Annotated in this window: 25 protein-coding genes; 15 read left to right on the top strand and 10 right to left on the bottom strand. The window is 58.8% G+C overall.

Features of this window, described 5'->3' with window-relative positions; translation table 11 throughout:
- Positions 1-146 precede the first annotated feature (146 nt).
- Together T9A_RS02350 and T9A_RS02345 are read left to right on the top strand one after the other, a co-directional pair.
- Positions 147-932: a thioesterase family protein gene (locus T9A_RS02350; RefSeq protein WP_035244710.1), complete on the top strand. Its 786-nt coding sequence runs from the start codon at positions 147-149 to the stop codon at positions 930-932.
- Positions 929-1570: a 1-acyl-sn-glycerol-3-phosphate acyltransferase gene (locus tag T9A_RS02345; protein WP_035244709.1), complete on the top strand. Its 642-nt coding sequence runs from the start codon at positions 929-931 to the stop codon at positions 1568-1570. Before T9A_RS02350 ends, T9A_RS02345 begins: the two co-directional genes overlap by 4 nt.
- Here the strand turns inward: T9A_RS02345 and T9A_RS02340 are convergent.
- Positions 1561-2787, bottom strand: coding sequence for a GAF domain-containing protein (locus T9A_RS02340; protein WP_035244707.1), 1227 nt, complete (start codon positions 2785-2787; stop codon positions 1561-1563). The two genes, T9A_RS02345 and T9A_RS02340, sit on opposite strands and share 10 nt — an antisense overlap.
- 390 nt (positions 2788-3177) lie before the next feature.
- Between T9A_RS02340 and T9A_RS02335 the strand changes: the two genes are divergently transcribed.
- A complete protein-coding gene (locus T9A_RS02335; RefSeq protein ID WP_035244705.1) occupies positions 3178-3444 on the top strand; it encodes an acyl-CoA-binding protein in 267 nt (88 codons plus the stop codon).
- Positions 3445-3466: 22 nt separating this feature from the next.
- Here the strand turns inward: T9A_RS02335 and T9A_RS02330 are convergent, their stop codons facing one another.
- From T9A_RS02330 to T9A_RS02320, 3 genes are all read right to left on the bottom strand, one after another.
- Entirely contained in the window at positions 3467-4630 is a 1164-nt protein-coding gene (locus tag T9A_RS02330) for a tetratricopeptide repeat protein (RefSeq protein WP_198030601.1), read from the bottom strand.
- A gap of 250 nt (positions 4631-4880) precedes the next feature.
- Entirely contained in the window at positions 4881-5507 is a 627-nt protein-coding gene (locus T9A_RS02325) for a hypothetical protein (protein ID WP_035244704.1), read from the bottom strand.
- Between the two features lie 30 nt (positions 5508-5537).
- A complete protein-coding gene (locus tag T9A_RS02320) occupies positions 5538-6497 on the bottom strand; it encodes a DMT family transporter (protein WP_035244702.1) in 960 nt (319 codons plus the stop codon).
- Positions 6498-6844: 347 nt separating this feature from the next.
- Between T9A_RS02320 and T9A_RS02315 the strand changes: the two genes are divergently transcribed.
- Both T9A_RS02315 and T9A_RS02310 read left to right on the top strand, forming a co-directional pair.
- Entirely contained in the window at positions 6845-7597 is a 753-nt protein-coding gene (locus tag T9A_RS02315; RefSeq protein WP_035244700.1) for a M90 family metallopeptidase, read from the top strand.
- On the top strand, positions 7594-7902 hold the full coding sequence (locus T9A_RS02310; protein WP_035244699.1) for an antibiotic biosynthesis monooxygenase family protein: 309 nt from the start codon (positions 7594-7596) through the stop codon (positions 7900-7902). The genes T9A_RS02315 and T9A_RS02310 overlap by 4 nt, the downstream gene beginning before the upstream one ends.
- A gap of 473 nt (positions 7903-8375) precedes the next feature.
- Here the strand turns inward: T9A_RS02310 and minE are convergent, their stop codons facing one another.
- The 4 genes from minE to T9A_RS02290 form a co-directional block, all read right to left on the bottom strand.
- On the bottom strand, positions 8376-8645 hold the full coding sequence (gene minE / locus T9A_RS02305) for a cell division topological specificity factor MinE (RefSeq protein WP_035244697.1): 270 nt from the start codon (positions 8643-8645) through the stop codon (positions 8376-8378).
- A gap of 3 nt (positions 8646-8648) precedes the next feature.
- Positions 8649-9464: a septum site-determining protein MinD gene (minD, locus tag T9A_RS02300; RefSeq protein WP_035244695.1), complete on the bottom strand. Its 816-nt coding sequence runs from the start codon at positions 9462-9464 to the stop codon at positions 8649-8651.
- Between the two features lie 33 nt (positions 9465-9497).
- Entirely contained in the window at positions 9498-10223 is a 726-nt protein-coding gene (gene minC / locus T9A_RS02295) for a septum site-determining protein MinC (protein ID WP_035244694.1), read from the bottom strand.
- Between the two features lie 585 nt (positions 10224-10808).
- Positions 10809-13265, bottom strand: a complete 2457-nt coding sequence (locus T9A_RS02290; protein WP_035244692.1) for an acyl-CoA dehydrogenase — start codon at positions 13263-13265, stop codon at positions 10809-10811.
- Positions 13266-13481: 216 nt separating this feature from the next.
- Between T9A_RS02290 and T9A_RS02285 the strand changes: the two genes are divergently transcribed.
- The 4 genes from T9A_RS02285 to T9A_RS02270 all read left to right on the top strand — a co-directional run bounded on the left by T9A_RS02285 (position 13482) and on the right by T9A_RS02270 (position 16907).
- Complete coding sequence (locus tag T9A_RS02285; protein WP_035244690.1) at positions 13482-14351, top strand: tetratricopeptide repeat protein; 870 nt, start codon at positions 13482-13484, stop codon at positions 14349-14351.
- 338 nt (positions 14352-14689) lie between these two features.
- Positions 14690-15028 carry a P-II family nitrogen regulator gene (locus T9A_RS02280; protein WP_035244689.1) on the top strand — a complete coding sequence of 113 codons (339 nt, stop codon included), beginning with the start codon at positions 14690-14692 and terminating at the stop codon, positions 15026-15028.
- Positions 15029-15035: 7 nt separating this feature from the next.
- Positions 15036-16325: an ammonium transporter gene (locus tag T9A_RS02275; RefSeq protein WP_232221962.1), complete on the top strand. Its 1290-nt coding sequence runs from the start codon at positions 15036-15038 to the stop codon at positions 16323-16325.
- Positions 16326-16520: 195 nt separating this feature from the next.
- A complete protein-coding gene (locus T9A_RS02270; RefSeq protein WP_035244687.1) occupies positions 16521-16907 on the top strand; it encodes an SCP2 sterol-binding domain-containing protein in 387 nt (128 codons plus the stop codon).
- A gap of 185 nt (positions 16908-17092) precedes the next feature.
- On the opposite strand, the gene T9A_RS02265 is transcribed toward T9A_RS02270, so the two are convergent.
- A complete protein-coding gene (locus tag T9A_RS02265; protein WP_035244686.1) occupies positions 17093-17632 on the bottom strand; it encodes a molybdenum cofactor guanylyltransferase in 540 nt (179 codons plus the stop codon).
- A 142-nt stretch (positions 17633-17774) separates the two neighbouring features.
- Between T9A_RS02265 and T9A_RS02260 the strand changes: the two genes are divergently transcribed.
- From T9A_RS02260 to T9A_RS16545, 6 genes are all read left to right on the top strand, one after another.
- Positions 17775-19730 carry a DNA repair helicase YoaA gene (locus T9A_RS02260; protein WP_052042437.1) on the top strand — a complete coding sequence of 652 codons (1956 nt, stop codon included), beginning with the start codon at positions 17775-17777 and terminating at the stop codon, positions 19728-19730.
- Positions 19727-20401, top strand: coding sequence for a tRNA (adenosine(37)-N6)-threonylcarbamoyltransferase complex dimerization subunit type 1 TsaB (gene tsaB, locus T9A_RS02255; protein WP_035244685.1), 675 nt, complete (start codon positions 19727-19729; stop codon positions 20399-20401). The genes T9A_RS02260 and tsaB overlap by 4 nt, the downstream gene beginning before the upstream one ends.
- Positions 20398-20835 (top strand): acyl-CoA thioesterase, encoded by a 438-nt coding sequence (locus T9A_RS02250; RefSeq protein ID WP_052042436.1) that lies wholly within the window; start codon positions 20398-20400, stop codon positions 20833-20835. Before tsaB ends, T9A_RS02250 begins: the two co-directional genes overlap by 4 nt.
- A 107-nt stretch (positions 20836-20942) precedes the next feature.
- Complete coding sequence (locus T9A_RS02245) at positions 20943-21740, top strand: undecaprenyl-diphosphate phosphatase (protein ID WP_035244684.1); 798 nt, start codon at positions 20943-20945, stop codon at positions 21738-21740.
- Positions 21715-22467 carry a class I SAM-dependent methyltransferase gene (locus tag T9A_RS02240; protein ID WP_232221961.1) on the top strand — a complete coding sequence of 251 codons (753 nt, stop codon included), beginning with the start codon at positions 21715-21717 and terminating at the stop codon, positions 22465-22467. The genes T9A_RS02245 and T9A_RS02240 overlap by 26 nt, the downstream gene beginning before the upstream one ends.
- Positions 22468-22613: 146 nt before the next feature.
- Positions 22614-23330 carry an outer membrane protein gene (locus T9A_RS16545; RefSeq protein ID WP_052042435.1) on the top strand — a complete coding sequence of 239 codons (717 nt, stop codon included), beginning with the start codon at positions 22614-22616 and terminating at the stop codon, positions 23328-23330.
- A 74-nt stretch (positions 23331-23404) separates the two neighbouring features.
- On the opposite strand, the gene plsB is transcribed toward T9A_RS16545, so the two are convergent.
- Positions 23405-25906 carry a glycerol-3-phosphate 1-O-acyltransferase PlsB gene (gene plsB / locus T9A_RS02230; protein WP_035244683.1) on the bottom strand — a complete coding sequence of 834 codons (2502 nt, stop codon included), beginning with the start codon at positions 25904-25906 and terminating at the stop codon, positions 23405-23407.
- Between the last annotated feature and the right edge of the window lie 172 nt (positions 25907-26078).

The raw sequence follows: 26078 nt of genomic DNA, 5'->3' as shown, positions 1-26078 counted from the left end.
TTCGCGCATGGCCAAATCACCACTTTTGCCGGATATTTGCACAAATTCCAGCAGGATGTCTTAGCCGGCTTGGCCAATGACGGGTTAATGGCTTTCACCCATCGCGTTGCAGTGTTATTAAAGGCATTCGCTGACGGGAGACGGAAATGAATTTTGACGAGATCCTGGCCACGGTGGATGGCCAGGGGAATGGCATGATGCCGGAAGGTTGGGGCCAGGGCCGTGCCCTGTTTGGTGGGCTGGTAGGTGCCGTGTTGTTTGATCACCTGGAGAAAACCGTCGCCGCGGGCAGAACGTTGCGCAGTTTTTCCCTGTCCTTTGTGGCGCCCATGGCGCCGGGGCCGATCAGTCTACACAGTGAGGTGTTCCGGGAAGGAAAATCGGTGATGCAGGCTATGGTGTCGGCCCGTCAGGAAGGGCAGGTGGTGGCCGCCATGCTGGTGAGCCTGGGCGGGGCCCGGGAGTCTCGTGTGATCGTGGCGCCGCCGGCAGCGCCGACCCTGCCGGCGCCGGATCGTTGTATCGAGCTGCCCTTCATTGCCGGTCTGACGCCGGATTTTCTGCAGCACTTCCAGATGCGTTATGCCGATGGCATGCCTCCTTTCAGTGGCAGTGAAGTGCCCGATTTTAGTGGCTACATGGGCTTTCGCACGCCACCGCAGGTCATGAGCACGGCGGCGTTGATCGCGCTGGTCGATACCTGGCCGCCGTCGGTGTTGCCCATGTTGAAGAAGCCGGCCCCGGCCAGTTCGTTGACCTGGACCATGGAGCTGCTCGACGATCCGCTCTCGCGCCCTGCGGATACCCTGTGGCAGTATCGGGTAAAGACGGACCAGAGCAGTGACGGTTACGGTCAGAGTCAGGCGACAATCTGGGACGGGGAAGGCAAAGCGGTGGCGCTGAGCCGCCAGACATTTACGGTATTTGCATGAAAACAGAATTACCGCCGATCAAGGCGAGAACCCTGGGTGAAAGAGTGCCACGACGGGGGCATTGGCTGCTCGCCGGCCTGGGCCGGGTGATTCTTTCGGCCATGGGATGGCGGATCGTCGGCACACTGCCCAATGTGGAGCGCGCGGTTCTGGCGGTAGCGCCGCACACCTCCAATATGGATGGTGTGGTGGGTATCAGTGCGATTCAGTGCCTGCGAATCCATGTGAAGTTCATGGCTAAACACACCCTGTTCGAGGGGCGCCTTGGCAAGCTGATGGTCTGGCTGGGCGGGATACCGGTAAACCGGGACAGTGCCGACGATGTGGTGGATCAGACTACCTCTGTGATGCGGCAAAAACCGTTCTGGCTGGGCATTGCACCGGAAGGGACACGGGAAGGGGCAGAGCGTTGGAAAACTGGCTTCTACCGGATAGCCGAACAGATGCAGATCCCCATTGTGGTGATCGGTTTCTGTTACCAGCGTCGTCAGGTTCGCATTGTTGGCAGCTTCATGCCCACCGGTGACATGGAGCAGGACATGGCCAGGATTGTGCAGGCACTGGCGGATATCGTGCCGCGCCGCCCGGAGCGCTTGTCCGCCCCGTTGCTGGAGCTTCGACAAAAGAATCAGGCCTGAGCAGTGTTGTCTTGCTCGTCCAGGCGGCTGAGAAACTGTTGGCGGCGCTGGGCCGATTGCAAGGCAAAGGCCAGTGGCCGGTGCAACTCGTTGAGCAGGGCCTCATCGGCGTCAGAAAACGGTTGAGAGCCGGCCACTTCCACGATACCCAACGCAAACTCTCCCTGATGTATTGGCCACAGTAGCAGGGTGGCGGGTTTGCGTTTGCCTTCCCCGACTTCCAGATCCAGATAGCCTTCCGGCACGGTATGCTGCTGTATCAGCAGTTTCTGGTTCAGCGCTGCGCCGAGCAGGGTTTCATCCTGGGGGAATTTGCGGCGTTCCGAGGCGCTGGCATTGAGCCCCCAGCTAGCCTGCCGGACCAGTTCCTGCTCTTCCAGGGTGTAGGCGGCGCCGGCTTTCGCGCCGATCTGTTCTATCAGATAGCCAAGCACCCGTTCGAGAAGCTGCGCCGGTGTCAGGTTGCCGGCAATCCGTTCCAGAAACAGGTTGAGCTGCTGTTGGCGCAGGGTGTCCTTTTCCGCCTGTTCCCGCCAGCGGGCCAGCTGCGAGGATTCACTTTCCAGCAGCAGATTGTTGGCAAAATTGCGTCGGGCACTGACATCCAGAATGTAGCCATTGAGCGCACAGATAATCAGCGGAATGACGAAGTAAAGCAGCATGGATAGCAACGGCAGAGGTAGTTGTTGAAACAGGGCAGCAAGCAGGGTTACCGCCAGGGCACACAGGCAACTGATGAGCGTTTGCCGCGGCGGCAAGCGCAAGATGGAAAAACCGATAATCAGGATATAGATGGTTTCAAAGGCGGAAATCTGCCCGGGGAAAAGACCGTGAAAGCGGATGGCGCCGAGCAGAGTGCCGGCCAGGGCAATGCCGAGGGCCAGATACATGACGCCGATGGTGTGGGCTGTGAGCCAGGACAGCCGGGTGCTGCACCACAGAGCCAGCAGTGACACCGCGATCGGATAGACCCCGTAATTGCGCCAGGCGACCATCTCAGCGGTATCTACCAGCAGCATTACCGGCAGCACCACCACCAGGTACAACAGCCCGAGCAGATAGACCGAATGGCTTATCAGGTCCCGGGCGCGCCGATGAGCATGTTCCCGGTAGCGGGCTTCCAATTCCCCATCAAAGGTGACCAGAAGGCTGTCGAGTGCGTTGCGCAGGACGCCTTCCTGGTTTTTGCTGATCGCTGCTTCCGATGCTGCGGGCATGGCGTTACCTGATTATTATTCCGTTTGAGGAGCCTCTGAATAACTCCTTGCGTGCTCAGCGTGGCCTGAAGGGTGCAGCTGTTGTGGTTTGTCGCGACGGGCAGGGTGGGGTCCCTTTCCTAGCGACAAAGCGCAGCAGATGGGCCCTTCAGGCCGCGCCCTTCGGGTCTCCCAGGCTGGCCCGCACTCGTTGTTGCAATATCTTGATGGGTCGACACACACCTTCAACATTGCGCCTAGATTGCAGGCCAGCCTGAAAGACTGAGCATGCAAGGAGTTATCCAGAGGCTCCTTGATTCGCAGGCTGTGACAGCGCAGTATTTTGACAGCCTGATCGCGAATAAAGCCTGTCGCGATATTCAATAATGATCACAACCAACAGGAAGCATCATGACCGATACTGCCCGTTTTGAACAAGCCCAAAAAGATGTGAAAACCCTGGATCGCAAGCCCGGCAACGATGATCTGTTGTTTCTGTATGCCCACTTCAAACAGGGCAGTGCTGGCGATGTGAGTGGCAAACGTCCGGGCATGCTGGATATGGTGGGCCGGGCCAAGTATGACGCCTGGGCCAAGCTCAAGGGCATGTCTGCGGACGACGCCAAGCAGAAGTACATCGACAAGGTGGATAGTCTGCTGAAAAGCCACAAGGGCTAAAACCGCATTCCGGGCTGATGATTCACCCTCTTGCCTGCAGCAGTTGGGCCTTGCCCAGCTGCGCTTCCCCGGCCAGGTTGCGGTAAAACCGTTGTAGCTCCGGTAGCTGGGCTTTCAAGGCCTGGCGCACCTGCTGCCTGGCATCCTCAATCTCCGTTTCCACCCGCTGTTTGTCCTTCTGCATCTGTTTCTTTCGTTTTTCCAGTGCTGGAGGCAGGGCCGTGCTGCCCAGTCTTTCCAGGCGGTCTTCAATACGTTGCAGGCGATCCCGGGCGTCTGTCAGACGGGCCCGGAAGTCTTCCGCATCCGGTGCATTGACCAGAACCCGCTGCAGATCCGCAATTTCCTGTTCGGTGGCGGTTCTTTCCATCTTGGCGGCAGTGCGAAAAGCGCCATTCGAGAGGTCCCGGGCGGTGGCGTGCTGGATAGCGTTACGCAAGGTTTTTTCCTGCTCACGAAGGCATTTGCGGACATTGCTGGCATTGATCAGCTTGCCGGTGGCATCCAGAACCTGGCTGTCGCGGTCGCGGATCATGGCCAGTACCAGCTGGTCCATCACGGTGGTGCTGTTGCCGGCAACACTGTTGGTCAGCGAGCGATACAGGCGATCCGGGTCGTCGGCAAGGGTTTGCAGCGCCTTCATGTTTTCCGCCACCTTGTTCAGGGCCAGGTTGTAGACCGGCAGGGCCTGCTCAACGGCTCCTTGTTTGCGCCAGTCATCGCCGGCCAGTACCAGCCCGGAGACGGCTCTGGGATTACCGGGGAAACGCGCGGCAATACGCACGAACCAGGTCCTGGCCCGCTCGCGGTCCCCGTCACGGCGATAGCTTTCCGCCAATAGCAGTGCCGCATCCACCGCCGCGGGACTGTTCTGTTCCACCTGATTCAATTGCTGCCGGGCGAATTCGGTATCGCCATCGCGCAGAGCCATGGCTGCCAGGCGCAGACGGGCATAGTTGCCCAGAATTGGCTGGTTGATGCCAGGAGTCTGGTCGTTGTAGCGGATCAGGGTAGGGGTGTGGCTGTTACTGGCATGTCCTCCCAGTATCTCCAGCAATTGCTGGTCCTGGCTGGAGAGAACCAGGGGGCGTGACGAATCTGCCCCGCAGTCAGCAGGAGCCGCCTGCAGACTGGGGGTCAGCAATGTGCCGAGAAGGCAGAAAACTGCCAGGTTGATTGCTCTCATTGTCCCATCGTTTTGTTATTGGTTATCAGGGCTGAACGCTCAGGCAATACCAGTAACCGGTATTGCGATGGCAGTGCAAATGATAAACGGTGATTTCCTGCCAGAAACAAATGGTGCGCCAACTGGGGATGGAGAGAAGGAACTGGGTCACAGCGCGATACACAAATGTGCATACAGTGAATGGCTGTGGCATTACCGCGATGGTTTATGGAAACCGCCCCGAGCTTTTGCCTGGGCCTGCGAGCAAGAATCAGAAGCCCCGGAAGTTGGCGGCAATAATGCTGATTACAGCCATGGCCACCAGCAAACCGACCACCATCAGGACAGTGGCAATGATGCCAAGCACCTTGCCGGCGGTGGTCATGCCTTCCCCTGACGGGTCCATGTTACCGCTGCCCATGGCGTGGAGATCCTTGTTGCCCAGTATCCAGGCGACGATGCCCAGCGGCGCAAACAACAGGACACCCAGCAGGCCGAAGGTCAGCACCAGCCCGCCTCGATGGGCGGGGAGATTACCTTCGGGACGGGGCTCGACCTGAGGAGCGGTGGATCTGGGCGCGTTGAGAGACTGGCGACCGGCAAAGGCAGCAAACAGCAGCAGGGCGCTGATGACAAGGTAGAACAGGTTGTAGGCGGCGGTTGCGATGAGTGAGTAGGTATCCGAGCTGATAACGTCATCAAACATCCATTCCAGCAATACGGTCTGGTTGAAGATGATCCAGCCATTCTGCAGCAGGGTGAGCAGGCCGGCGATCATCACGAGCATGGCCGCAGTGCGGGCACGCTGCATGAATATTCCGGCGAGCACAAAGGCGGTAATGGCCACCAGAGTGCCGGGGGCGATAGCGGGGATCAGGGAGAGAATATCGGGTCCCATAAGACATCCTTTTCGTCGGGAGTGAGCAACTTAATGGTGAGTGGAAACGCGTGACAGAGCCTGTTTGAGCAGGCTTCTCACTGCCCGCCAGCGATTGACCAGCAGTGACAGGAAAATCAGGGCGCAACCGGCTAGCTGCATCAGCGTCATCTGCTCGCCGAACCAGGCCGCCGCCATCAGTGCGGTCCACATGGGTTCCAGAACCATGATGACAACGCCATGGCTGTGCAGTGACAGGCTTTGCGCATAGGTTTGCACAAGAAAGCGCAGGGCGGTACCCACGGTGGCGCTGAGGATGACCCAGATTGCCAACTCGAAGGTGGCGTTTGCCGCGGCCTCGCCCCAGGGCTCGAAAATGGCGGACAGGCCGCCCGTCAGCACACCGACCACCGCCAGTACTACCGTGGTCAGCGCCAGAGCCGGAATGCGTGGGTGTTCAATGGCGTTGCCGCTGCGGTCGGTGGTGGAAATGGTGTTGGCGGCGCGGGTGTTGAGGTTGAAATAGAGCGCGAAGATGGTGGCTGCCGCCACAAAGAACAGCTGTCCGGCCTCCAGATGCAGTCCTTGTTCCAGTGACAACAGAGCCAGACCCGCAGCAGCCACCGGCAAAGCCAGCCAGGTACTGCCGGGCACTGGTTCGGCAAAGATCAGCCGGGCGATCACGGGTACCAGAACCACGCCCAGGCTGGTGAGAAAGGCCCCTTCGCCAACATGTTCGGCCATGGCCAGCCCCATGACCCAGCAGCTCATGGCAATGCCGAACACGGCGCCCACCCGCACACAGCGGACTAGTTGCTGGCCGCTGAGCCGGCGCAGCTGGCGGTGGGCGACCATGGCCAGCAGGCTTGCCGCCAGCAGGAAGCGCAGCGACATGAACAGCAGTGGTGGCATTGCCAGCACCGCCTCTCGGGAGAACATCCAGCTGATGGCGGCCAGCAGGGTGACCACCAGAAGCAGCAGGTCGGCTTTGTGAGCTTGGTTAACAGGCACTGAACAGGATTCGCATGGCAACAGAGCTGGCGATGGTAGCACAGGGCCTGTGCCGGGTAACGACTGTTCAGGCGACATAGATCAGGTCAAAGTAGACACGCATTATCCTGAGCGCGGGTCGATTCATGGTACAGACATTGATTCGGGTGAATCGCTTCAGGGCAGGAGCGAGTTGCGAGTTGAAAGTAGCGAATAGATCAGAATCCGCATTGTTATATGCCTGTCGTTACTTTCAACTCGGTACTCGCAATGTGAAGAGCGCCAGCAGCGATAACAGCTGTTATGCCCGAGCGCTCCAAATTGTGCGTGGCCTTGAATAGGGTGTGGTGTTTGACGTTGAGGTAACAATGTTTGCAGCCTGGCGAAACTGGCGCGACAAGCGCCGGGTCAAGAAGATGGGGTATACCGAAGCAGAATGGGAAGCGGCGGTGGCCGACTGGCCGGTGTTGCAGCGGTATCAGGGCGATGAGCGGGCTCGACTGCGGGATCTGAGCTTTCGCTTTCTGGCGCGCAAGAGTGTCGCACCGGGGAACAACTTCGCCATTACCGATGCCATGTGTCTGCGTATCGCCACCATGGCCTGTGTGCCCATCCTGGAACTGGGGCTCGACTGGTATGACGGCTGGTATACGGTCATTCTCTATGAGGGAGATTTCATTCCCAATCGGCCCTGGCAGACTGAGGATGGTGTGGTCCATGCCAGTAGCCCGGTGCTGGCCGGTGAGGCCTGGCATCAGGGCCCGGTCATACTGTCATGGGAATCAGTGCTTGAAGCCGGGCAGGGCAGCAATGTGGTCATCCATGAGATGAGCCACAAACTCGATATGCGCCGTAACGGTGCCAATGGCGCGCCGCCGCTGCATCCGGGTATGAATCCGCGCCAGTGGCACGATACCTTCACGGCGGCCTGGGACCGGCTATTCGATGATTATGAACAGCATCGGCCCCTGTCTATCGATCCTTATGCACTGACCGGGCCGGGTGAGTTCTTTGCGGTTTGCAGTGAAGCCTTTTTCGAGGCGCCGGACTCGTTGCACCGGGACTGGCCGGATCTGTACCGGCTGCTGGGACAGTTTTACCGACAGGGAGAACAGCCATGAAATTTATCTTCGAAGTTCGGGTGAAACCGGGCTTTACCGTAGAGGAATATGCTCAGGGCTGGGTGGAAGCCAGTGAAATCATTCAGCAGACTCCGGGCGCACGGGGTACCTACCTGCACCGCAAGATCGGCGAACCGGACAAGGTGCTGGCCATTGCCCACTGGGACAGCAAGGCTCACCGTGATGCCAAGGACGACAGTCGCAGTGAAAAGGTAAAGGCGATTCTGGCGAAACACGCCAAGGTTTGCGAGGTTACGGTGATCGGGGAATTTGACGAACCGGAATGGCAGGTGCTGCCGGAATAGTCCGGTCCGCCGTAGGGGTGTCGGCCCTCACGTTTATAACGAAGCCGCTGTAGGAGTTCCGCTTGAGGGACGAACCACCCGTAAGCGTGGAAATCATCCGCAGAGTCTGCCCCCGGATGCGGTCCGAAGCAGCAGAGCAACCGGGCTCACTTGAGTGACCAGGTGACACTCGCATCGCCTGCTTCCTCGCCAAGCCTCTGATTCGTCCCTCAAGCGGAGTTATTCGCTTCGCTCACCTTTCGGGTCGCACGGAAATACGTGCGTTACTCCGCTACGCTCGTTCCTAGAGTGGCTTCGTCGATGTCACGGATCGCGTCGCCAGCGACGCTCGTGGTGCCAGGTTGAGAGAAAGCAGTGTTCGCTTACAGGTATACGCATGGGGCACAGAGAGTGCCGGTAGCGGGACGTGGTAGATGTGAGGGGAAATAGGGCAGAAAGAAAAAAGCCGCCTTGCGGCGGCTTCCGGTGCCAGCTCAGTACTGCTGCTGGGCTTCTTCTTCCGGCAGGGTGATGTTCAGCTCGAGAATTTCGCAGCCTGAATCACGATCCACCTGCACATTCACGGCGTCTTCCCCCACGGGGACATACTTGCGTACCACCATCAGCAGCTCTTGCTGCAGCTGCGGCAGATAATCCGGGCCGCCACGCGTGGAGCGTTCGCGGGCCACAATGATCTGCAGGCGTTCCTTGGCCACTGATGCGGAAGTCTGCTTCTTGGGAAGCAGGTAACTGAAGATGCTCATCCCTTAGCCTCCAAAAAGACGGCCGAACAGACCTTTCTTGTTAACGTTGACGAAACGATGGGGCAGCTGGTCGCCCAGGAAGCGGGCTACCGCATCGCTGTACGCCTGACCGGCATCGGAATCGATATCCAGGATTACCGGGCTGCCGGCGTTACTGGCGTTCAGTACCGCCTGGGATTCGGGAATCACGCCGAGCAATTCGATGGCGAGAATTTCCTGCACATCCTCCACGGACAGCATCTGGCCGTTCTCCACGCGCTCCGGAGAGTAGCGGGTGAGCAGCAGACGGGCGGGGATATCCCCGTCACCTTGTTCGGCATGGCGGGTCTTGCTGGCCAGAATGCCGATGATGCGGTCGGAGTCACGCACACTGGAGACTTCCGGGTTGGTCACTACTACTGCCTCGTCGGCGAAGTAGGCGGCCATCAGGGCGCCTTTCTCGATGCCGGCCGGGCTGTCGCAGATGATGTAGTCCATCTTCATGTCATCGCGCAGGGCGTTGAGCACGCCTTCCACCCCTTCGGTGGTGAGAGCGTCCTTGTCACGGGTCTGGGACGCGGGAAGGATGAACAGATTGTCCACCTTCTTGTCCTTGATCAGCGCTTGTTTGATGTTGGCATCGCCACTGATCACGTTCACCAGGTCATAAACCACGCGGCGTTCACAACCCATGATGAGGTCCAGGTTGCGCAGGCCCACATCAAAATCAATGACAGTGGTTTTGAAACCGCGCAGGGCAAGGCCGGTGGCCAGCGCTGCACTGGTGGTGGTTTTGCCGACGCCACCCTTGCCGGATGTCACGACCACAATCTTCGTCACGCTCTTTCTCCTTACCTTCGTCTTTCTGTGGCGCTAGCTCAGCGCGGTAAATTGCATGGCGTCACCTTCCAGGGACAGATAGACAGCCCGGTTGCGGTGCGCTTCGGGCAGATCTTCGGCTACCCGGTAATGGCCGGCAATGGATACCAGTTCGGCATTCAGTTGCTGGCAGAAAATACGTGCGCTGCCGTCCCCGCGGACGCCGGCGAGGGCGCGGCCACGCAGTTTGCTGTAGACATGGATGTTGCCTTCCGCCATCAGCTCGGCGCCGGTGCTCACCGGGGCCAGCACGATCAAATCGCCACGGCTGTAGACCTGCTGGCCGGATCGTACCGGTTGGTCCACCACCAGCGTCTCGATGCGCTGGGTGGCGGTGGGGACTTTTTCTGCTTCTACCTGTGGCGCAGGCTCGCTGCGGCGCGGCACATCGCGGCCACCGGACAGGCTCAGGGTGCCCAAGCCAAGCATGCCGGCGGTATCGTTATCGATGCCGGTCGTGCGGGCCAGGGCCACCAGGTTCACGCCCAGGCTGCGCAGGGTGTCCACCGCGGCCATCAGGGCCACCGGGTCCACCTCCAGGTCCTGACTCACGTCAATCACCACCGGGGCTTCCTGCAGCCACTGGGCGGCATCTTCCAGCCGTTGGCTGACTTCCTGATGCAGCAGGTTGGCATCCAGGTTTTTCAGTTGCAGGACCGTCATCATCAGCATGCGGCCCTTGAACTCGAGAACGGTATTTTCTTCGACGACTGCTGTCATTCCTGACCTGTTGTCCGAGGGGCAAAGGGCGAGTGGGAGTCTCTGGATAACTCCTTGCATACTCAGCGTGGCCTGGAGGGTGCAGCTGTTGTGTTTTGTCGCGACGGGCAGGGTGGGTTCCCTTTCCTAGCGGCAAAGCACAACAGATATGTCCTCCAGGTCTCGCCCTCCGGGGCGTACAGGCTGGCCCACACCCGTTGTTGCACTTTCTCGACAGGCAACCAGCATGCCTTCAAATGTGCGCCTAGATTGTGAGCCAGCCTGAAAGCCTGAGCATGTAAGGAGTTATTCAGAGACTCCCTGATACGCCGGGCCCAGGTGGGGCGTAATTTTGGCAAAGCCTAGACGAAAGCGGCGATCCGTAAAAGCGCCAAAAGGGTGATATGAATGTTAAATCTGCGTGATATGGGGATGACAGCGGAATAACTGGTGGAAAAAGCAGCATTTTCACCGCTGACGAGGCTTTGTGGCTTTTTGTGAAACTGTGGACCGGTTGGCGACCTTGCCAATAATTTACAGTAGGGGCTTCGTAGTATAGGGGAAGGAAAAGCGGAGGGGCCTTGCGGCCACCTCCGCCTGGGTGGGTCACATCACCGGACGTTCTGCGTGCACGTTGACGTCCTTCAGGTCCATATCGAAGGCGTCAGTGAGCAGGCAGTCGTAGCGCATGGCATCGTACTCGTTCACCGGGTCTACCTGGTCGGCGTCGATGATGCCTTTGCTGGCCGCGTCCTGGAGTTTTTCCAGCACACTGTTGCCTTCCAGTTGTCCCTTGCCGTCGGCTTTCAGGAACGCCAGGTAGGCCGGCTCCACTTCCAGCAGCTTGTTGAAAGTGGCTTCCACGCGACCGATAGCATCTTCCGGGTCCTGGGAGATATAGGCGGGCTCTGCCAGTGCATCGCGCACCGAGCTGGGTGCCATGATCATGTCACCCAGCGTGCGGATCTGGTCGTCGCTTGGGGCTTGGGCCTTGCAGGGGCGACCGAACGGGAAGAACAAGCCTTTCAACGCATACCCCACACCAAAGAAACCGAAGTTGCGGTAGAAGGCATCCAAGGCGTCGTGGGCCTTGCTGAACGACCGGCGCAGCGCATAGCTGGCATGGGCGTCGTTGGCCTCGTCCCGTGGCAGGGTGGCGTGGTATTTGAGAATGGAACAGGCGATCAGCAACTGGCTGTGCACATCACCCAGCCGGGCTGAGAGCAGCTCACGACGTTTCAGATCGCCACCCAGCAGGGCCAATGCCATATCTGCAGTACTGGAGAGCACCGCACTATAGCGGTTCACCAGCCGATACCAGGGGGCACTGAAGGCGTCCGCATTGCCCGGTGCTTCGGACAGGTAGGGGCCGGCAATAGCCTGCATGATACCGCTACTGATATTGCCCAGGGTGTGGCCGGCATGGGAGAAGAACAGGGCGTCGAAATCCTGTAGACCCTGCTTCTTGTCTTCTGCCTGGATCGCCTGCAATTCGTCATACAGGTATGGATGGCAGCGCATGGCGCCCTGACCGAAGATCATCAACGAGCGGGTGAGGATATTCGCCCCTTCCACGGTGATGGCGATGGGGGTGGACTGATAGGGCAGGGCCAGGAAGTTACGGGGGCCCAACTGAATACCGCGCCCGCCGGCGATGTCCATGCCGTGGTTAATCAGCTCACGCATCATTTCTGTGGCGTGGTACTTGGCCATGGCGGTGACCACTGAAGGCGCACCATCTTCCAGTGAACGGGTCACCAGGTGACGGTAGGCTTCCAGGGTGTAGCCAATGGCGGCGACTTCGGCAGAGGCTTCCTGCACGCCTTCGAACTGGCCTACCGCCGTGTTGAACTGGCGACGGATACGGGCGAAGGCACCGGTCATGCGGTAACCGACTTCGCCGCTGGCAGTGGCCAGGGCGGGCAGGGAGACACCGCGACCGGCACCCAGGCATTCAATCAGCATGCGCCAGCCACGACCGGCCATGTCTGGCCCGCCAATGATGGTATCCAGCGGTACGAACACATCCTTGCCGTTGATGGGGCCGTTCATGAACGGAGAGCCAGGGTAGTGGCGACGGCCGATTTCCACCCCGGGAGTGTCAGCAGGAATCAGCGCACAGGTGATTCCAAGCTCTTCCTTGTCGCCGAGCAGTTTCTCCGGGTCGTAGAGTTTGAAGGCCAGACCTACCACCGTGGCCACCGGGGCCAGGGTGATCCAGCGCTTGGCAAAGTTCAGGCGCATGCCCAACACTTCCTTGCCGTCGATTTTGCCTTTGCAGATAACCCCTGTATCGGGGATGGCGCCAGCATCAGAACCCGCTTCCGGGCCGGTCAGGCCGAAGCAGGGGATCTCGTCGCCCTTGGCCAGGCCGGGCAGCCAGCGATCTTTTTGTTCCTGGGTGCCGTACTCGGCGAGCAGTTCACCGGGGCCCAAGGAATTGGGGACCATGGCGGTAACGGCGGCGGTCAGTGAGCGCGTGGCAATCTTGCTCATGATGCGACTTTGGGCATAGGGGGAGAATGCCTTGCCGCCGTATTCCTTGGGGATGATCAGGCTGAAGAAGCCCTTGTGCTTGAGGAAATCCCAGACTTCCTCTGGCAGGTCTCTCAGCTCGTGGAAAATTTTCCACTCATCCAGCATGTCGCACAGTTCCTGGACCTCATTGTCCACAAAGGACTGCTCTTCATCGGTGAGGGTGGAAAACTGAATATGGGCGAATTTTTCCCAGTCCGGGCGACCGGAAAACAGGTCGGTCTCGAACCAGGTAGTACCGGCTTCAATGGCCTCGCGCTCGGTGTCGCCGATGGCGGGCATGACCTTGCCAAGAGCATTATAGACCGGCTTGCTGATGAACTTCTGGCGCAGATCAACGTGGTTGAGCAGAGCAACGCCGGCGGCCAGCAGGATCAGTGAAACCGGGTGAACCAGCCAGGGGGCCAGGAAGGCGCTCAACAGCCAGACAACTACAAAAACCGCGCTGCCGATGCCGCGACTGATGCGCTGATAGAACAAGGTCATCAGCGTGGCAATTAACACTACAATAGCCAACAGGCTAAGCATGGTGATCTCCTTTGCCGTGAACCCGAGCCTGTGAACTCAGGTAAATTTGAATACGGTCCAGCGTACTCATGTGTCATGTACATGGCGTGAAGCCTAATTGACTCAGCCTCTTTGAGTCTAACCCGTGAAAGTGATCAGTTGCACAGGATTTAACCGGATTTAATGGCGGTCATACCTTACAATTGTCACAGTTTTAGGGCTTTCAGGAGCAAGGCGTTGCAACCGAACAACTACATCATTGAAGCAACTGAACAGAACATTCAGCAAATTCTTGAGCAGTCCCGGCAGGTGCCGGTGATTGTGGATTTCTGGGCCAGCTGGTGTCAGCCCTGCCAACAGATGGCACCGATACTGGAGCGCCTGGTCAATGAGTACCAGGGCAAGGTGATCCTGGCCAAGGTCAATGCGGATGAGCAGCAAATGCTGGCAAGCCAGTTCGGGGTGCGCAGCCTGCCCAGCCTGAAACTGGTGTATCAGGGGCAATTGGTCAGCGAGCTGGATGGTGCCCAGACAGAAGGGGCGTTGCGCCAGTGGCTGGCCCCGGTGGTGGACCCGGAAGCTGCCGAGCAACAGCAGGAAGAAGGGTTTATCGAGCAGATCCGTATGGCCATCGACGCCGGCCATGGTGAGCAGGCGGAAGCTGCACTACGCCAGACCTTACAGCAGAGCCCTGACAAGCACGCGATCCGGGCTATGCTGGTGGAGTTCTTGTTGGGTGAAGGACGTTTGGACGAGGCCCAGTCGGTGCTGGCGGAGGTCACCGAGGACGTGGAGCCATTACGGCCGTTCCGTGCCCGCTTTGCCCTGCTGGAAAAACTGGAGGGCGAGAGCCGTTCTCTGGCGGAGCTGCGTCAACGCATCAGCGATGAGCCGAACCCGGAAGATCTCTATGCCTTTGGTTTGCAGGCCGCGGCAGCCGGCCAGTTCCAGGCTGGCCTGGAGGCGTTGCTGCAACTGTTGAGCGAGCACCGGGATTTCCGCGACGGCATTGCCCGCAGCGCGCTGCTGGAAGTATTCGAATGCCTGCCCAAGGGTGACCCGCTGGCCAGCGAATACCGTCGCAAGATGTTCAATTACCTGTATTGATCTGCCGCCACGCTTTCCCCGGGCTGGGGAAAGCGTGATATTTCCTTCCTTAATCCCTTCGTATGTCGATGCGCTGCGTCTTGCTGGTGCATATTGCTTTCTGCTTTCCTGAATTTTCCCTCGCTGCATCATCCTGGAATGCTTTAATGCATTAAATCTGTGCATCTGCGTGGTGCAACGGTTCTATTGTGGTGCATATTTGGGGTGTTATGCGGCCAAGTCACTGAAATTAAAAAGTAATATTACTGGCCTGATTCTTGTATGCCCTATGCCGGTGCAAACTTTTCGGCACGTATTGTGTTGGTGCATCAGAGATGCACGTGGATCAGGAGACAACCATGAAAATGCTGACAGCGGTGATCAAGCCGTTCAAAGCGGACGAAGTCCGCGATGCGCTGGCCCAGGTCGGGGTGCAGGGCATGACCATTACTGAAGTCAAAGGCTTCGGTCGCCAGAAGGGCCATACGGAGCTGTACCGGGGGGCCGAGTACGTGGTCGATTTCGTGCCCAAGGTAAAGCTGGAACTGGCGGTGCGTGAAGAGGACCTGGATCAGGCCATCGAAGCGATCATGAAGGCCGCGGGCACCGGCAAGATTGGTGACGGCAAGATCTTCGTCAGCGATCTGGAGCAGGTAATTCGTATCCGCACCGGTGAAACCGGCAACGAAGCTATTTGAGGGGGCGATGATGAAAAAACTGCTTGCTGTACTGTTGATGCTTCCATCCCTGGCCCTGGCCGATGGCCTGGATACCGGCGACACCGCCTGGATTCTGACGGCCACCGCGCTGGTGCTGTTCATGACCATTCCCGGCCTGAGCCTGTTCTATGGCGGCCTGGTGCGGAGTAAAAACGTACTCTCCGTGTTGATGCAGTGTTTTGCCATTACCTGTGCGGTATCGCTGGTATGGCTGATCTGTGGTTACTCGCTGGCGTTCTCCGATGGCGGCAGCATGAATGCCTGGATCGGTGGTCTTGATCACGCGTTCTTTGCCGGTATCAGTAAAGACACTCTGGAAGGCACGCTGCCGAAAAGCCTGCACGGCCTGTTCCAGATGACTTTTGCCATTATTACTCCTGCGCTGATCGTGGGTGCTTTTGCCGAGCGCATGCGTTTCGGACCCATGCTGGCGTTCTCCGTGCTCTGGCTGCTGGGTGTGTATGTGCCCGTCTGCCACTGGGTGTGGGGCGGCGGCTGGCTGGCTGACCTAGGTCTGTATGACTTTGCTGGCGGCACCGTGGTGCACATCACTGCCGGTGTGGCGGCGCTGGTGGCGGCACTGGTGCTGGGTGGCCGAAAGGGTTTTCCCGGGCAAGGCATGATGCCGCATAACATGACCATGACCGTGACCGGTGCCGGCATGCTGTGGGTGGGCTGGTTCGGTTTCAACGGTGGCTCTGCACTGGCCGCCGGCGGCGACGCTGCCATGGCCATGCTGGTCACGCACATTTCCGCGGCGGCAGGCTCGCTGGCCTGGATCACCATGGAGTGGAAGAAGTTCGGCAAGCCCTCGGCACTGGGCATCGCCACCGGCATGGTGGCGGGTCTGGGTACCATTACCCCGGCATCCGGTTTTGTCGGGCCGGCAGCAGCGCTGGTGATTGGTCTGTCTGCAGGTGTGATCTGTTTCTACTCGGTCATCTTCATCAAGCACAAGCTGAAGATCGATGATTCCCTGGACGTGTTCCCGGTGCACGGGGTAGGCGGCATTCTCGGTACCTTGTTTGCCGGTATCTTTGCGTCCACGGAACTGGGGCTGTTCTCCGGTTACGGTTTTGCCAAGCCGGAATTCACCATGCTGGATCAGTTCGGGGTACAGGCATTGGGCGTGGTGGCCACGTTCGTTTATACCGCTGTGGTGACCTGGGTGTTGCTCAAGCTGGTTGGGTTGTTCTCGGAGCTGCGTGTGGACAGCGACGAAGAAACCCAGGGTCTGGATATTGCCCTGCACGAAGAGCGTGGTTACGACCTCTGATTACCACTGCATGACAACGACCCAAAAGCCCGGCCTTGCGCCGGGTTTTTTTGTCCCCGATAGACGCTTGTACGGCTATTGCCACCCTCTGGGCCTTTCTATAAGGTACGGGTAAGTTTCGAACGCTTGTTTGAATGGTGATGCCTGATTACACGGGGTGTCGAAGCCACAACGATAGGTTAAGGAGATATAAGAATGAGCCTGGAATTTTTGTCTGACGAGTGGTTTGCGAAAGTAAAAGAGATCCGTGACGGTGCCGGTGATGTGGAAACTCCGGCTGCCCTGGCAGATCTGGTAATCAACATCACTGTGTCCGGCGATGGTGGCGACAAGGAGATGGCGTTGGTCGGAGGCATGATCGAAGAAGGTCATCACGCTGACGCGCCGACTACCATGATCCTGCCGGCTGATCTGGCCAAGCGTATCTTCATCGAAGGTGACCAGTCCGCCGGTATGCAGGGCTTCATGAGTGGCCAGATCCGTATCGAAGGCGACATGAGCAAGCTGATGGCGCTGCAAACCGCCCAGCCTTCTGCTGACCAGGTTGCCCTGATGAAGCAGATCCAGGAAGTGACTGCCTGATATAACGACACTGTCGTTTATCTGGAGTCTTTCCCCAATGCCCGCCTTGTGCGGGCATTGTTGTTTCTGGGGGAATCAGTTTCGAGGAGCGTGTTACGAGTTACGAAAAGCAGAGCCACGACGGGTTGTTTTGGTTAATCTTTTCGCTCCTCGCTCCTCGCTCCTCGCTCCTCGCTCCTCGTTACTTATATCTCTTTGTGATTCAGGTTCTGCAGAGGCGAGGCCACGGCCACCGGGTGAACCGATACCTGATCCAGCCAGCCGTAGGCGCTGCGGCCACCACTATCCAGATAGGTGTGCAGGGAGTCCCGCCAGTGCTCCGCATGCAACGCCAGGCAGAGAGGTTGGCGGCGGATCGGATCCTGGGCCACGCAGATGTGCTCCGGGCCGGCTTTTTTCAGCAGGTCGCCGGGCAGTGAGGTGGGAGCCTGCACCAGATCGCAGGGCAGGCACAGGCAGAGCCCCTGGCTGGCATTCAGTGCTGCTTCCAGGCCGGCCATGGGCCCCTGAAACCCGTCCCGTTCATCACTGACCACCTGGTCGGCCCAATGCCGGTAGGTGGCCTGATTCCGGTTGGCACTGATTACGATACGGGTCGGGGAGGGTGCCACGTGATCCAGCAGGTGAGCGATCAGCGGCTTGTCATCCAGCTCCACTAATCCCTTGTCGGCGCCGCCGACCCGTTTTCCCTGGCCGCCAGCCAGAATGATCAGGGTGTAGTCCATGGGGTGCCTCCGTTGGTGTGGGATGCCTGAGCACAGAAACCGTCCGTTGGCGGGTTTTCCGCGTTGCGTGAGGCGTGCTGCTTGTGGCGTCTAATGCTATGCTCTGTGGCTTGCTTCCTTTCTGTCATCCTCAGGACATCGTGTGACCAGCGCCCGTAACCATCTTACCGATCTGACGCGCTTTGCGCCGCTTTTGCCGGGCTATCAGCCCCGTGAACCGCAACTGGCCATGGCGGACGCAGTGGATGCGGTGATCGGCACCGGTGGCACCCTGATGGTCGAGGCGGAAACCGGTACCGGCAAGACCCTGGCGTACCTGGTGCCGGCCCTGTTGTCGGAGGGGCCGACACTGGTGTCCACCGGCACCAAGAGTCTGCAAGATCAGCTTTTTTTCAAGGATGTGCCGCTGGTCAAGAAAGCTCTGGGGCTGCCGCGCAAGGTGGCGCTGTTGAAAGGGCGCGCCAATTATCTCTGTCCCTACCGGATGACCCTGCATCAGGAAGAGGCCCGTTTTCTGACTCGGGAAACCGCCGAGCAGTTGCAGATCGTGGCCCATTGGGCTGGTCGTACCAAAACCGGTGACATCGCCGAGCTGCAACAGATTCCCGAAGACGCGCCGGTATGGCCCTGGGTAACCAGTACTGCCGACAACTGTCTCGGCACAGATTGCCCCAACTATCAGGAATGCCCGCTGATGAAGGCCCGCAAGGAAGCCCAGGAAGCGGACCTGGTGGTGGTCAATCATCATCTTTTCTTTGCCGATGCGGCCTTGCGCGGTAACGGCTCGGCCTCGGAACTGCTGCCCAGTGCCAACACGGTGATCTTCGACGAGGCGCATCAGCTGCCGGAAATCGCTGCTGCTTTTTTCGGCGATACCTTGAGCACCCGACAGGTCCAGGAACTGGGCCGTGATAGTTTGTCCGAAGCCGGGCAGACCGCTGCCGATCTGGCGCGTCTGAACCAGTTGATTGCAGCGGTGGAAAAGGGCTGCCTGGATCTGCGCCTGAGCCTGGGCGACGGCGAGCGTCGGGAGCCCTGGTCCGAGGTGGCGGAGAAAGAGACTGTCATCGAAGCGGGCGAGACCCTGCTAACGGCCCTGCGCGATCTGGAAATGTTCCTTGGCCCCCTGGCCAAGGCCAGCCGGGGAATGGAGGCCTGTGCCCGTCGTGCCAGCGAGCAAGTGGACTGCCTGGCGGCCTACCTGAAAGGGGAACAGCCCAACCGGGTGTACTGGTTTGAAACCTTCAAACGGACTGTGGTGCTGCACAGCACGCCCCTGTCCGTGGCAGCCCAGCTGCGTGCCCAGCGCGAGCGTCAGCCGTGCAGCTGGGTGCTTACCTCGGCGACTCTGTCTGTGGGCGGGCGCTTTGAGCATATCCAGAAGCGCCTTGGCATGGACGCGGCTACCACCCTGCGGCTGGAAAGCCCGTTCGATTTCAAACGCCAGGCGGTGTTTTATGCCCCTGACGGCCTGCCGGCGCCGAACGATCCCGGCTATACCGCGGCGCTTTGCGATGCCATGGTGCCGGTCATCAATGCCGCCAAGGGTCGCACTTTTTTCCTTTTCACCAGTCACAGAGCATTACGGGAAGCGGCCCAGTTGCTACGCCCCCGTCTGGACTATCCGTTGCTGGTGCAAGGGGAGTCCGGTCGACGGGAGTTACTGGACAGCTTCCGGGAAAAAGGTAACGCGGTGCTGTTGGGCACCAGCAGTTTCTGGGAAGGCATTGATGTGCGTGGCGAGGCACTCAGTTGCGTGATTATTGATAAACTGCCGTTCGGCTCGCCGGGTGACCCGGTGGCGGCGGCACGCATTGAACATATCAATCGCAATGGTGGCAATGCCTTCCGCGATTATCAGTTGCCCCAGGCGGTGCTGGCATTGCGCCAGGGTGCCGGCCGACTGATTCGTGATCCCAAGGATACCGGCCTGTTGGTGGTGGCGGATCCCCGGCTGCTGACGCGCAGCTACGGAAAACTCTTTGTGAACAGTCTGCCCAACATGACCCGCACCCGGAAGCTGGACGTGGTACAACGGTTTTTCGATTACCTGGCCCGGCAGCAAGAAGGGCAGACAACGGAACAGATGGAATCATGACACGAATTCTGGCTCTGGAAACCGCCGGTGAAACCTGTTCGGTGGCCATCATGGATGGCGACGAGGTGCTCGAATATTTCGAGCAGGCGCCACGTCGTCAAACCGAACGGGTGCTGCCGATGGTGGAAGCACTGCTGGCGGAAGCGCAACTGTCGCTTCGCCAGCTGGACGGCATTGCCTTTGGCCATGGTCCCGGTGCCTTTACCGGTGTGCGGGTCGCGGCTGCGGTTACCCAGGGGCTGGCCTTTGCGGCGGACTTGCCGGTGATCGGGGTGTCTACTCTGGCGGCCTGTGCACTCAGCGCCCAGGAGACGACGCCACACCGGGATGTGATCGCGGTGTTCGATGCGCGTATGGGAGAGGTCTATCTGGGTGCCTATGCCTGTGAGGATGGCGTTGCCAGCCCCGTGCTCGGTGACGGCTTGTTTCACCCGGATACCTTGCCATCTCTGCCACAAAAAGACTGGATGATTATCGGCTCCGGGCTGGTCTATCGTGAGGCCCTTTGCCAGGCCTATGGCGCAAGTCACTGTGAGGCTGACGTGCATCCTCATGCGAAAGCGGTGGCGCAGCTGGCATTATCCGGTTTCCAGCGCGGGCAGGGTGTCAGTGCAGAACTGGCGCAGCCGGTCTATCTTCGTGATCAGGTAATTCAGGGAGCTGTACGATGATCAACTGGGACCTTCCCAATGTCCATGAACTGGCGGTGACTGTGCCGGCCGAAGCCATCGACGTGATGGGGCATGTGAACAACACCGAATATCTGCGTTTCATGGAGAAAATTGCCTGGGATCATACCGCCAGCCTTGGGTTGGGCTGGGATCTGTACCAGAAGCTCAACCGGGGCATGGTGGCCCGGCATACCGAAGTGGATTACCTGGCGCCGGCCTTTGAAGGTGAACACCTGAAGATCGGTACCTGGATCGTGGAAAACGACCAGCGCATCAGTATCACGCGCCGTTACCAGATTGTTCGCGAATCAGACGGGCGAACCCTGCTGCGCGGCCGCACCCGTTGGGTGTGTGTGGCACTGGATTCCGGTAAGCCCCGCCGCATGCCCCCGGAATTTTTGCAGGGTTACAAAATCACCGCCACAGAAGAGTAAAACGTTGCGATAGACGGGAATCGCGCTTCAAAGCGCTTCACCCGTCTTGATTATCGCCCCTCGCAACTCGTTCCCGTTACTGACGTTCCATTCAATAAGGACATTCCATGGATTGGTTCCAGGCCCTGGTGCTTGCCCTGATACAGGGACTTACCGAGTTTCTTCCCATTTCCAGTTCTGCCCATCTGATTCTGCCGTCTCAGGTACTGGGCTGGCCCGATCAGGGGCTGGCCTTTGATGTGGCCGTGCACCTGGGCACCCTGATGGCGGTGATGGCCTACTACCGCCGGGATCTTTTTGCCATGGTCGGCGGTGCCGGCAAAGCGGTGACCCAGCGCACCATGAACGACGACCTGAAACTGGGACTGCTGGTGGTGTTGGCTACCATTCCTGCGGTGGTGTTCGGCTTTGTTGGTGATGACTGGATTGAACGGGAGTTGCGTTCTGCACTGGTGATTGCCGTTACTACCCTGGTGTTTGGCGCGTTGCTGTGGGCTGCCGATGCGTTCGGCAAGCGCCAGTTCAGTCTGGTGAGACTGGGGGTCATTGGCGCCATTTTTATCGGCCTGGCCCAGGCTCTGGCACTGATTCCCGGTACCTCCCGTAGCGGTATTACCATCACGGCGGCACTGGCGCTGGGTTACAAGCGCGAGGACGCTGCCCGCTTTTCCTTTCTGCTTTCCATTCCAGTCATTCTTGGTGCGGGATTGCTCAAGACAAAGGATCTTGTCGAGCAGCAGGTAGCGGTGGACTGGGGACTGATGGCCCTGGGTGCGGTGGTCAGTGCGATTACGGCGTATCTGACCATTGTGTTCTTCATTCGTCTGCTTGAGCGCATCGGCATGCTGCCGTTTGTGGTGTACCGCCTGGTTCTTGGCGTTGCGCTACTGGCGTGGCTGGCCTGATTCCATGCTGGCTACGGTGCTGGGTCTGTTACCCGGGTGCCCTGACGGGCTTCCCGGTACGCCGGTAGAAGAGGCGGACAGAGCGGTGGAACTGGGCCTGCCGCTGGTGCTGGGCTGGCATGAGGAGCGCCTCAGCCTGTGGCGACCGCAAGGGCGGGAAACTCCCTTGAGCGTCAGCTTTAATGATGGCAAACAGGGCTACCGACTGACGGCGGAGCGGGTTCGCCACGAGCGGTTGATCAAGGCGCTGGGAAAACCCCGGGAAGAAACCTTTACTGTTCTGGATGCCACCGCTGGCCTGGGCCGGGATGCGGCCCTGATCGCCATGGCCGGGTTTCCGGTATTGCTGGCGGAACGCTCGCCGATTCTCCATGCCATGCTGGCTGATGGCTTGCGGCGGGCGCCTGCAGAGCTCGCTGCCGCCATGCAGTTGCTACCCTGCGCGGATGCTGGCGCGCACACCTTGCCGCCGCTGCATGCGGTCTATCTTGATCCCATGTTTCCATCGCGGGACAAAAGTGCGGCGGTAAAAAAAGACCTGCAATGGCTTCAGCAATTGGCAGCCTATCCCGATCAGAACGAAGAAGCGGCGTTGCTGGAATGGGCGCTTGGTCTTGATCCGCATCGGGTGGTGGTCAAACGGCCCGGCAAGGCTGAACCGCTGGCAAAACGCAGCCCTCATCATCAGATTGCCGGCAAGGCTATTCGTTTTGATGTCTATGAGTAGCCCGAATCGCTGAGCAACTAGTCCATCCTGTAACGCATTCATGAATTGATCATAAAATAGACACAATGATGTCGCTTTGATAGCGTCAAAGGTGCACCTGATGTGTTGCTGTTAAGGAATGACACTTTAAGCATGAGGATAAGATAATGAATACCTTCCGTTTGCTTGCGTTGACTGCGGCATTGCCTCTGGTTTTGCCGGCATCTGCCATGGCCGATAACTACCTGCGGTTTGCCTATAGCCTTGCCGATTACGATGAACAAGATATGGATTTTACGGTTGCGAGTCCTTCAGAAGAGACTCTGGCCATCGATGGGTACGATCCGGGTGGTACGGATTATCTTAGCGTAGCAGGTGGTACCTGGCTTTCCCCCAACTTGCGCGCAGAAGTTGCACTGGATTTCTCTCTGGCGTCCAAGGAAGACGATGGCGTTACCGTCAGCTCCGGCGGGGCTTCAGAGGCGGGGACGTTCGAGGCCAAGACCACCAGTCATCTTCTCATGATCAATGGCTACTACCACTTCATGAATGACCGTGGCACCGGGGCCTTTGACCCCTATGTAGGGGCGGGTATCGGTCTTGCCGATAACGAACTGGAGGATATGACCGTTTTCGTTAGTGGCGCATCTGCAACCATTGAAGACGGTGGCAGCACCGAATTTGCCTTCAAATTTGGTGGGGGTGTTGCCTACTGGCTCAGTGATGCGGCCTCCGTGGATTTCTCCATTTTCTATGTGGATGCCGGTACCGTGGAAAGTGGTGATACGGCCAATGGGGTTGGCGGTACGGTGGCACTGTCCCGGGAACTGGAAATGGATCTGGAGAGCATCAACTACAGCCTGGGTGTTTCCATTGCCATCTAGCGGTTGGCTGTGTGCCCGGAAATAAAAATACCCGCCATTTGGCGGGTATTTTTTGTCAGCTACGGTTGCCGGTCTCAGGAAGCAGAGGAGGCCGGCTCCACCAGGTGCTCAATGTCTGTCACCCGCGTCACCCGTTGAATGGCGTCGCTGATATCCGGGCTGAGGATACGGCGGGCTTCATCGTCAAGCGATTCCAGTTTCTCGTCAAACACCAGGGCGCCGGCATCGTTCGTGGTGACCAGGCCGGTACCGTACAACTGGCTGATAAAGTTTTTCAGCACCACCTTGTCGAAAAATTCTGGAGAGTTGAACTCGTAGAGCAGCGACAGTCGTTGCGCGGTCTGGTGAGCCAGTTCCCCCAGCTGGTCGGCGGTGAGCATGCCTGAGCCGTACTGAACCAGCAGGCGAATGGTCAGATAGTAACGCTCCAGAGACGGCATGACCGTCTGGCCTAGATGGTCCAGCATGTCGGATTCATGGGTGTGGATAGGGGCGCCGTGCAGACAATGGTCTTCGCGGCTGATCAGCTGTTCCTTCTCCAGCACATCCACCGTCTTGCTGACCGCCCGGGACAGGTCGTCGCCGTCCTGCCAGTGGAGATAGTATTCATTGCGCAGGAAGGGGTAGAGCAAATGCACCATGCTCTGCAGGGTGTCAATGCTGATAGAGCGAGCGTTCATCACCAGCGAGCAGATCAGACCGGGGAGAATAAACAGGTGCAGGCTGTTGTTGCGGACATAGGCCATCTGCAGGGCCGTTTTTTCATCGGTGGTGACCACATCGCCGAGCTTGTGCTCGATGCGCTCCAGGAACTCGTTGTCCAGCCCATACTGGATGATGGCTGAAGCATCATCCGTGGCGATGGAGGCGCTGTCACTGTAGGGAGCCTGTTTGAGCAGGGCGATGTAGAGGTTCAGCTGCTGGCGTAACTGGGCCACATCCATGGTGTGTTTGGGCGACGCCAGCAGGGCCAGGCTGAGCAGGTTGATCGGGTTGGCGACGGCGGCGGCATTGATGGATTCCACCACTTCCTGTCCGAGTTCATTGACCACATGCTTGAACCAGGCTGGGCTTTCATCGGCAGCCAGGTCTTCGCTGCGCCAGGCGGTGTGATGCTCGTCGAGGAAGTCCACCAGCTTGATGGGCTCACCGAAATTCACGTGCACCTGGCCGAAGTGACTGCGCAGCACCGCCAGGGATTTCATCAGCCCGCCGACAGATTCCTTCTGCTTTTTCTTGCCGTGCAGCTCGCCGATATAGGAGCCTGATTCGATCACTTTCTCATAGCCCACATAAACCGGCACAAAGGCAATCGGCTTGCGGGCATCACGCAGAAAGCTGCGCAGAGTCATGGCGAGCATACCGGTGCGCGGCTTCAACATTCGGCCGCTACGGCTGCGCCCACCTTCCACGAAGTACTCGATGGAGTAACCACGTACGGTGATGGTATGAAGGTATTCGCTGAAAACGGTGGCGTACAGGGGGTTGTCACGAAAGCTGCGGCGCATGAAGAAAGCACCGCCCCGTCGCAGGATAGTCCCGACGATGGGCATATTCAGGTTGATGCCGGCGGCGATGTGCGGCGGTACCAGGCCATTGCGGAATACCACAAATGACAGCAGCAGGTAGTCAATATGACTGCGGTGGCAGGGCACATAGATCACTTCGTGATCACCGGCTACCTTGGTCAGGTTGTCCATGTTGTACAACCTGACCCCGGCATAAAGCCGGTTCCAGACCCAGTTCAGGAACAACTCCAGAGACCGAATGACGGTATGGGAGTAATCCGCGGCGATTTCCATGGCGTAATGGCGAGCCTTGGCTTCCACCTTCTCGATACTGGTTTCCTGGCGCTGGGCCTCGGCGCGGATGGCTTCCTGTACCGGGATGGAGTCCACCACGGTATTGGTGAGGGTGCGACGGTGCGACAGATCCGGGCCGATGGCGGCTTCCTGCTGACGGCGAAAATGCACACGCAGAATGCGGGAGGCCTTGCGCACGGTCTGTTCGTCCGTGGGGCACTGATCCACCAGGGTGCGTAGGGACATGGGCTTGCTGAAATGGACGTACAACTGCCGGCCCTGGGTGACGATGATAAAGAATTTCTTGATGAAACCCGCCGGCGACCAGTTGTCGGAAAACAGAATGCGCCACAGAGAGCTTTCCTTTTCCGGACGGCGGCCCCAGAACACCGATACCGGCACCAGCTGTACATCGGCTTCGGGATTGGCGCGTAGTGCGCTGACCAGTTTTTCCAGCCGTGGCGGTGACACGGGGGTTCGCTGCCGGCCATTACTGAATTTGCGCCGGTACAGCTGGAAGTAACTATGGCTCAGGTGGCTTTTGCCCAGCGTCAACCCATGCAGTGCAGATGCAAGGCCCAATTGTCGTGCGGATTGATCCGCTGCTGCTGCATCGGCGGCAGAGCGATCACGCAGCACATAGACCACCGGGGTATTGGGGGCAAGTTGCAGTTCGTCAGGGTTGGAAGGCAGCGCGTTAGCACGTGTGCACAAACGCAGGAAAATGCGGATCAGGAAGAAGCCCAGGCGATCCAGGCCAAGCCAAGGTGTCATAGTCGGATTCAGTTAACTAGTGTGCCGCAAGTGTAGCGAAAGCCCTGGGCAGGGAACACCAGCGCATATTTCAATTTGTTTCAGAATTGCGTCTGCCAACTCGTACCATGGTCCAGTATACCGTTATATTCACGGGAACAAGTCAGGTAGCCTTGCTAGACTGTTGGCAGTT

Source organism: Alcanivorax jadensis T9, from assembly GCF_000756655.1.
Classification (GTDB): domain Bacteria; phylum Pseudomonadota; class Gammaproteobacteria; order Pseudomonadales; family Alcanivoracaceae; genus Alcanivorax; species Alcanivorax jadensis.
This window is presented reverse-complemented; position numbering and strand designations above follow the sequence as displayed.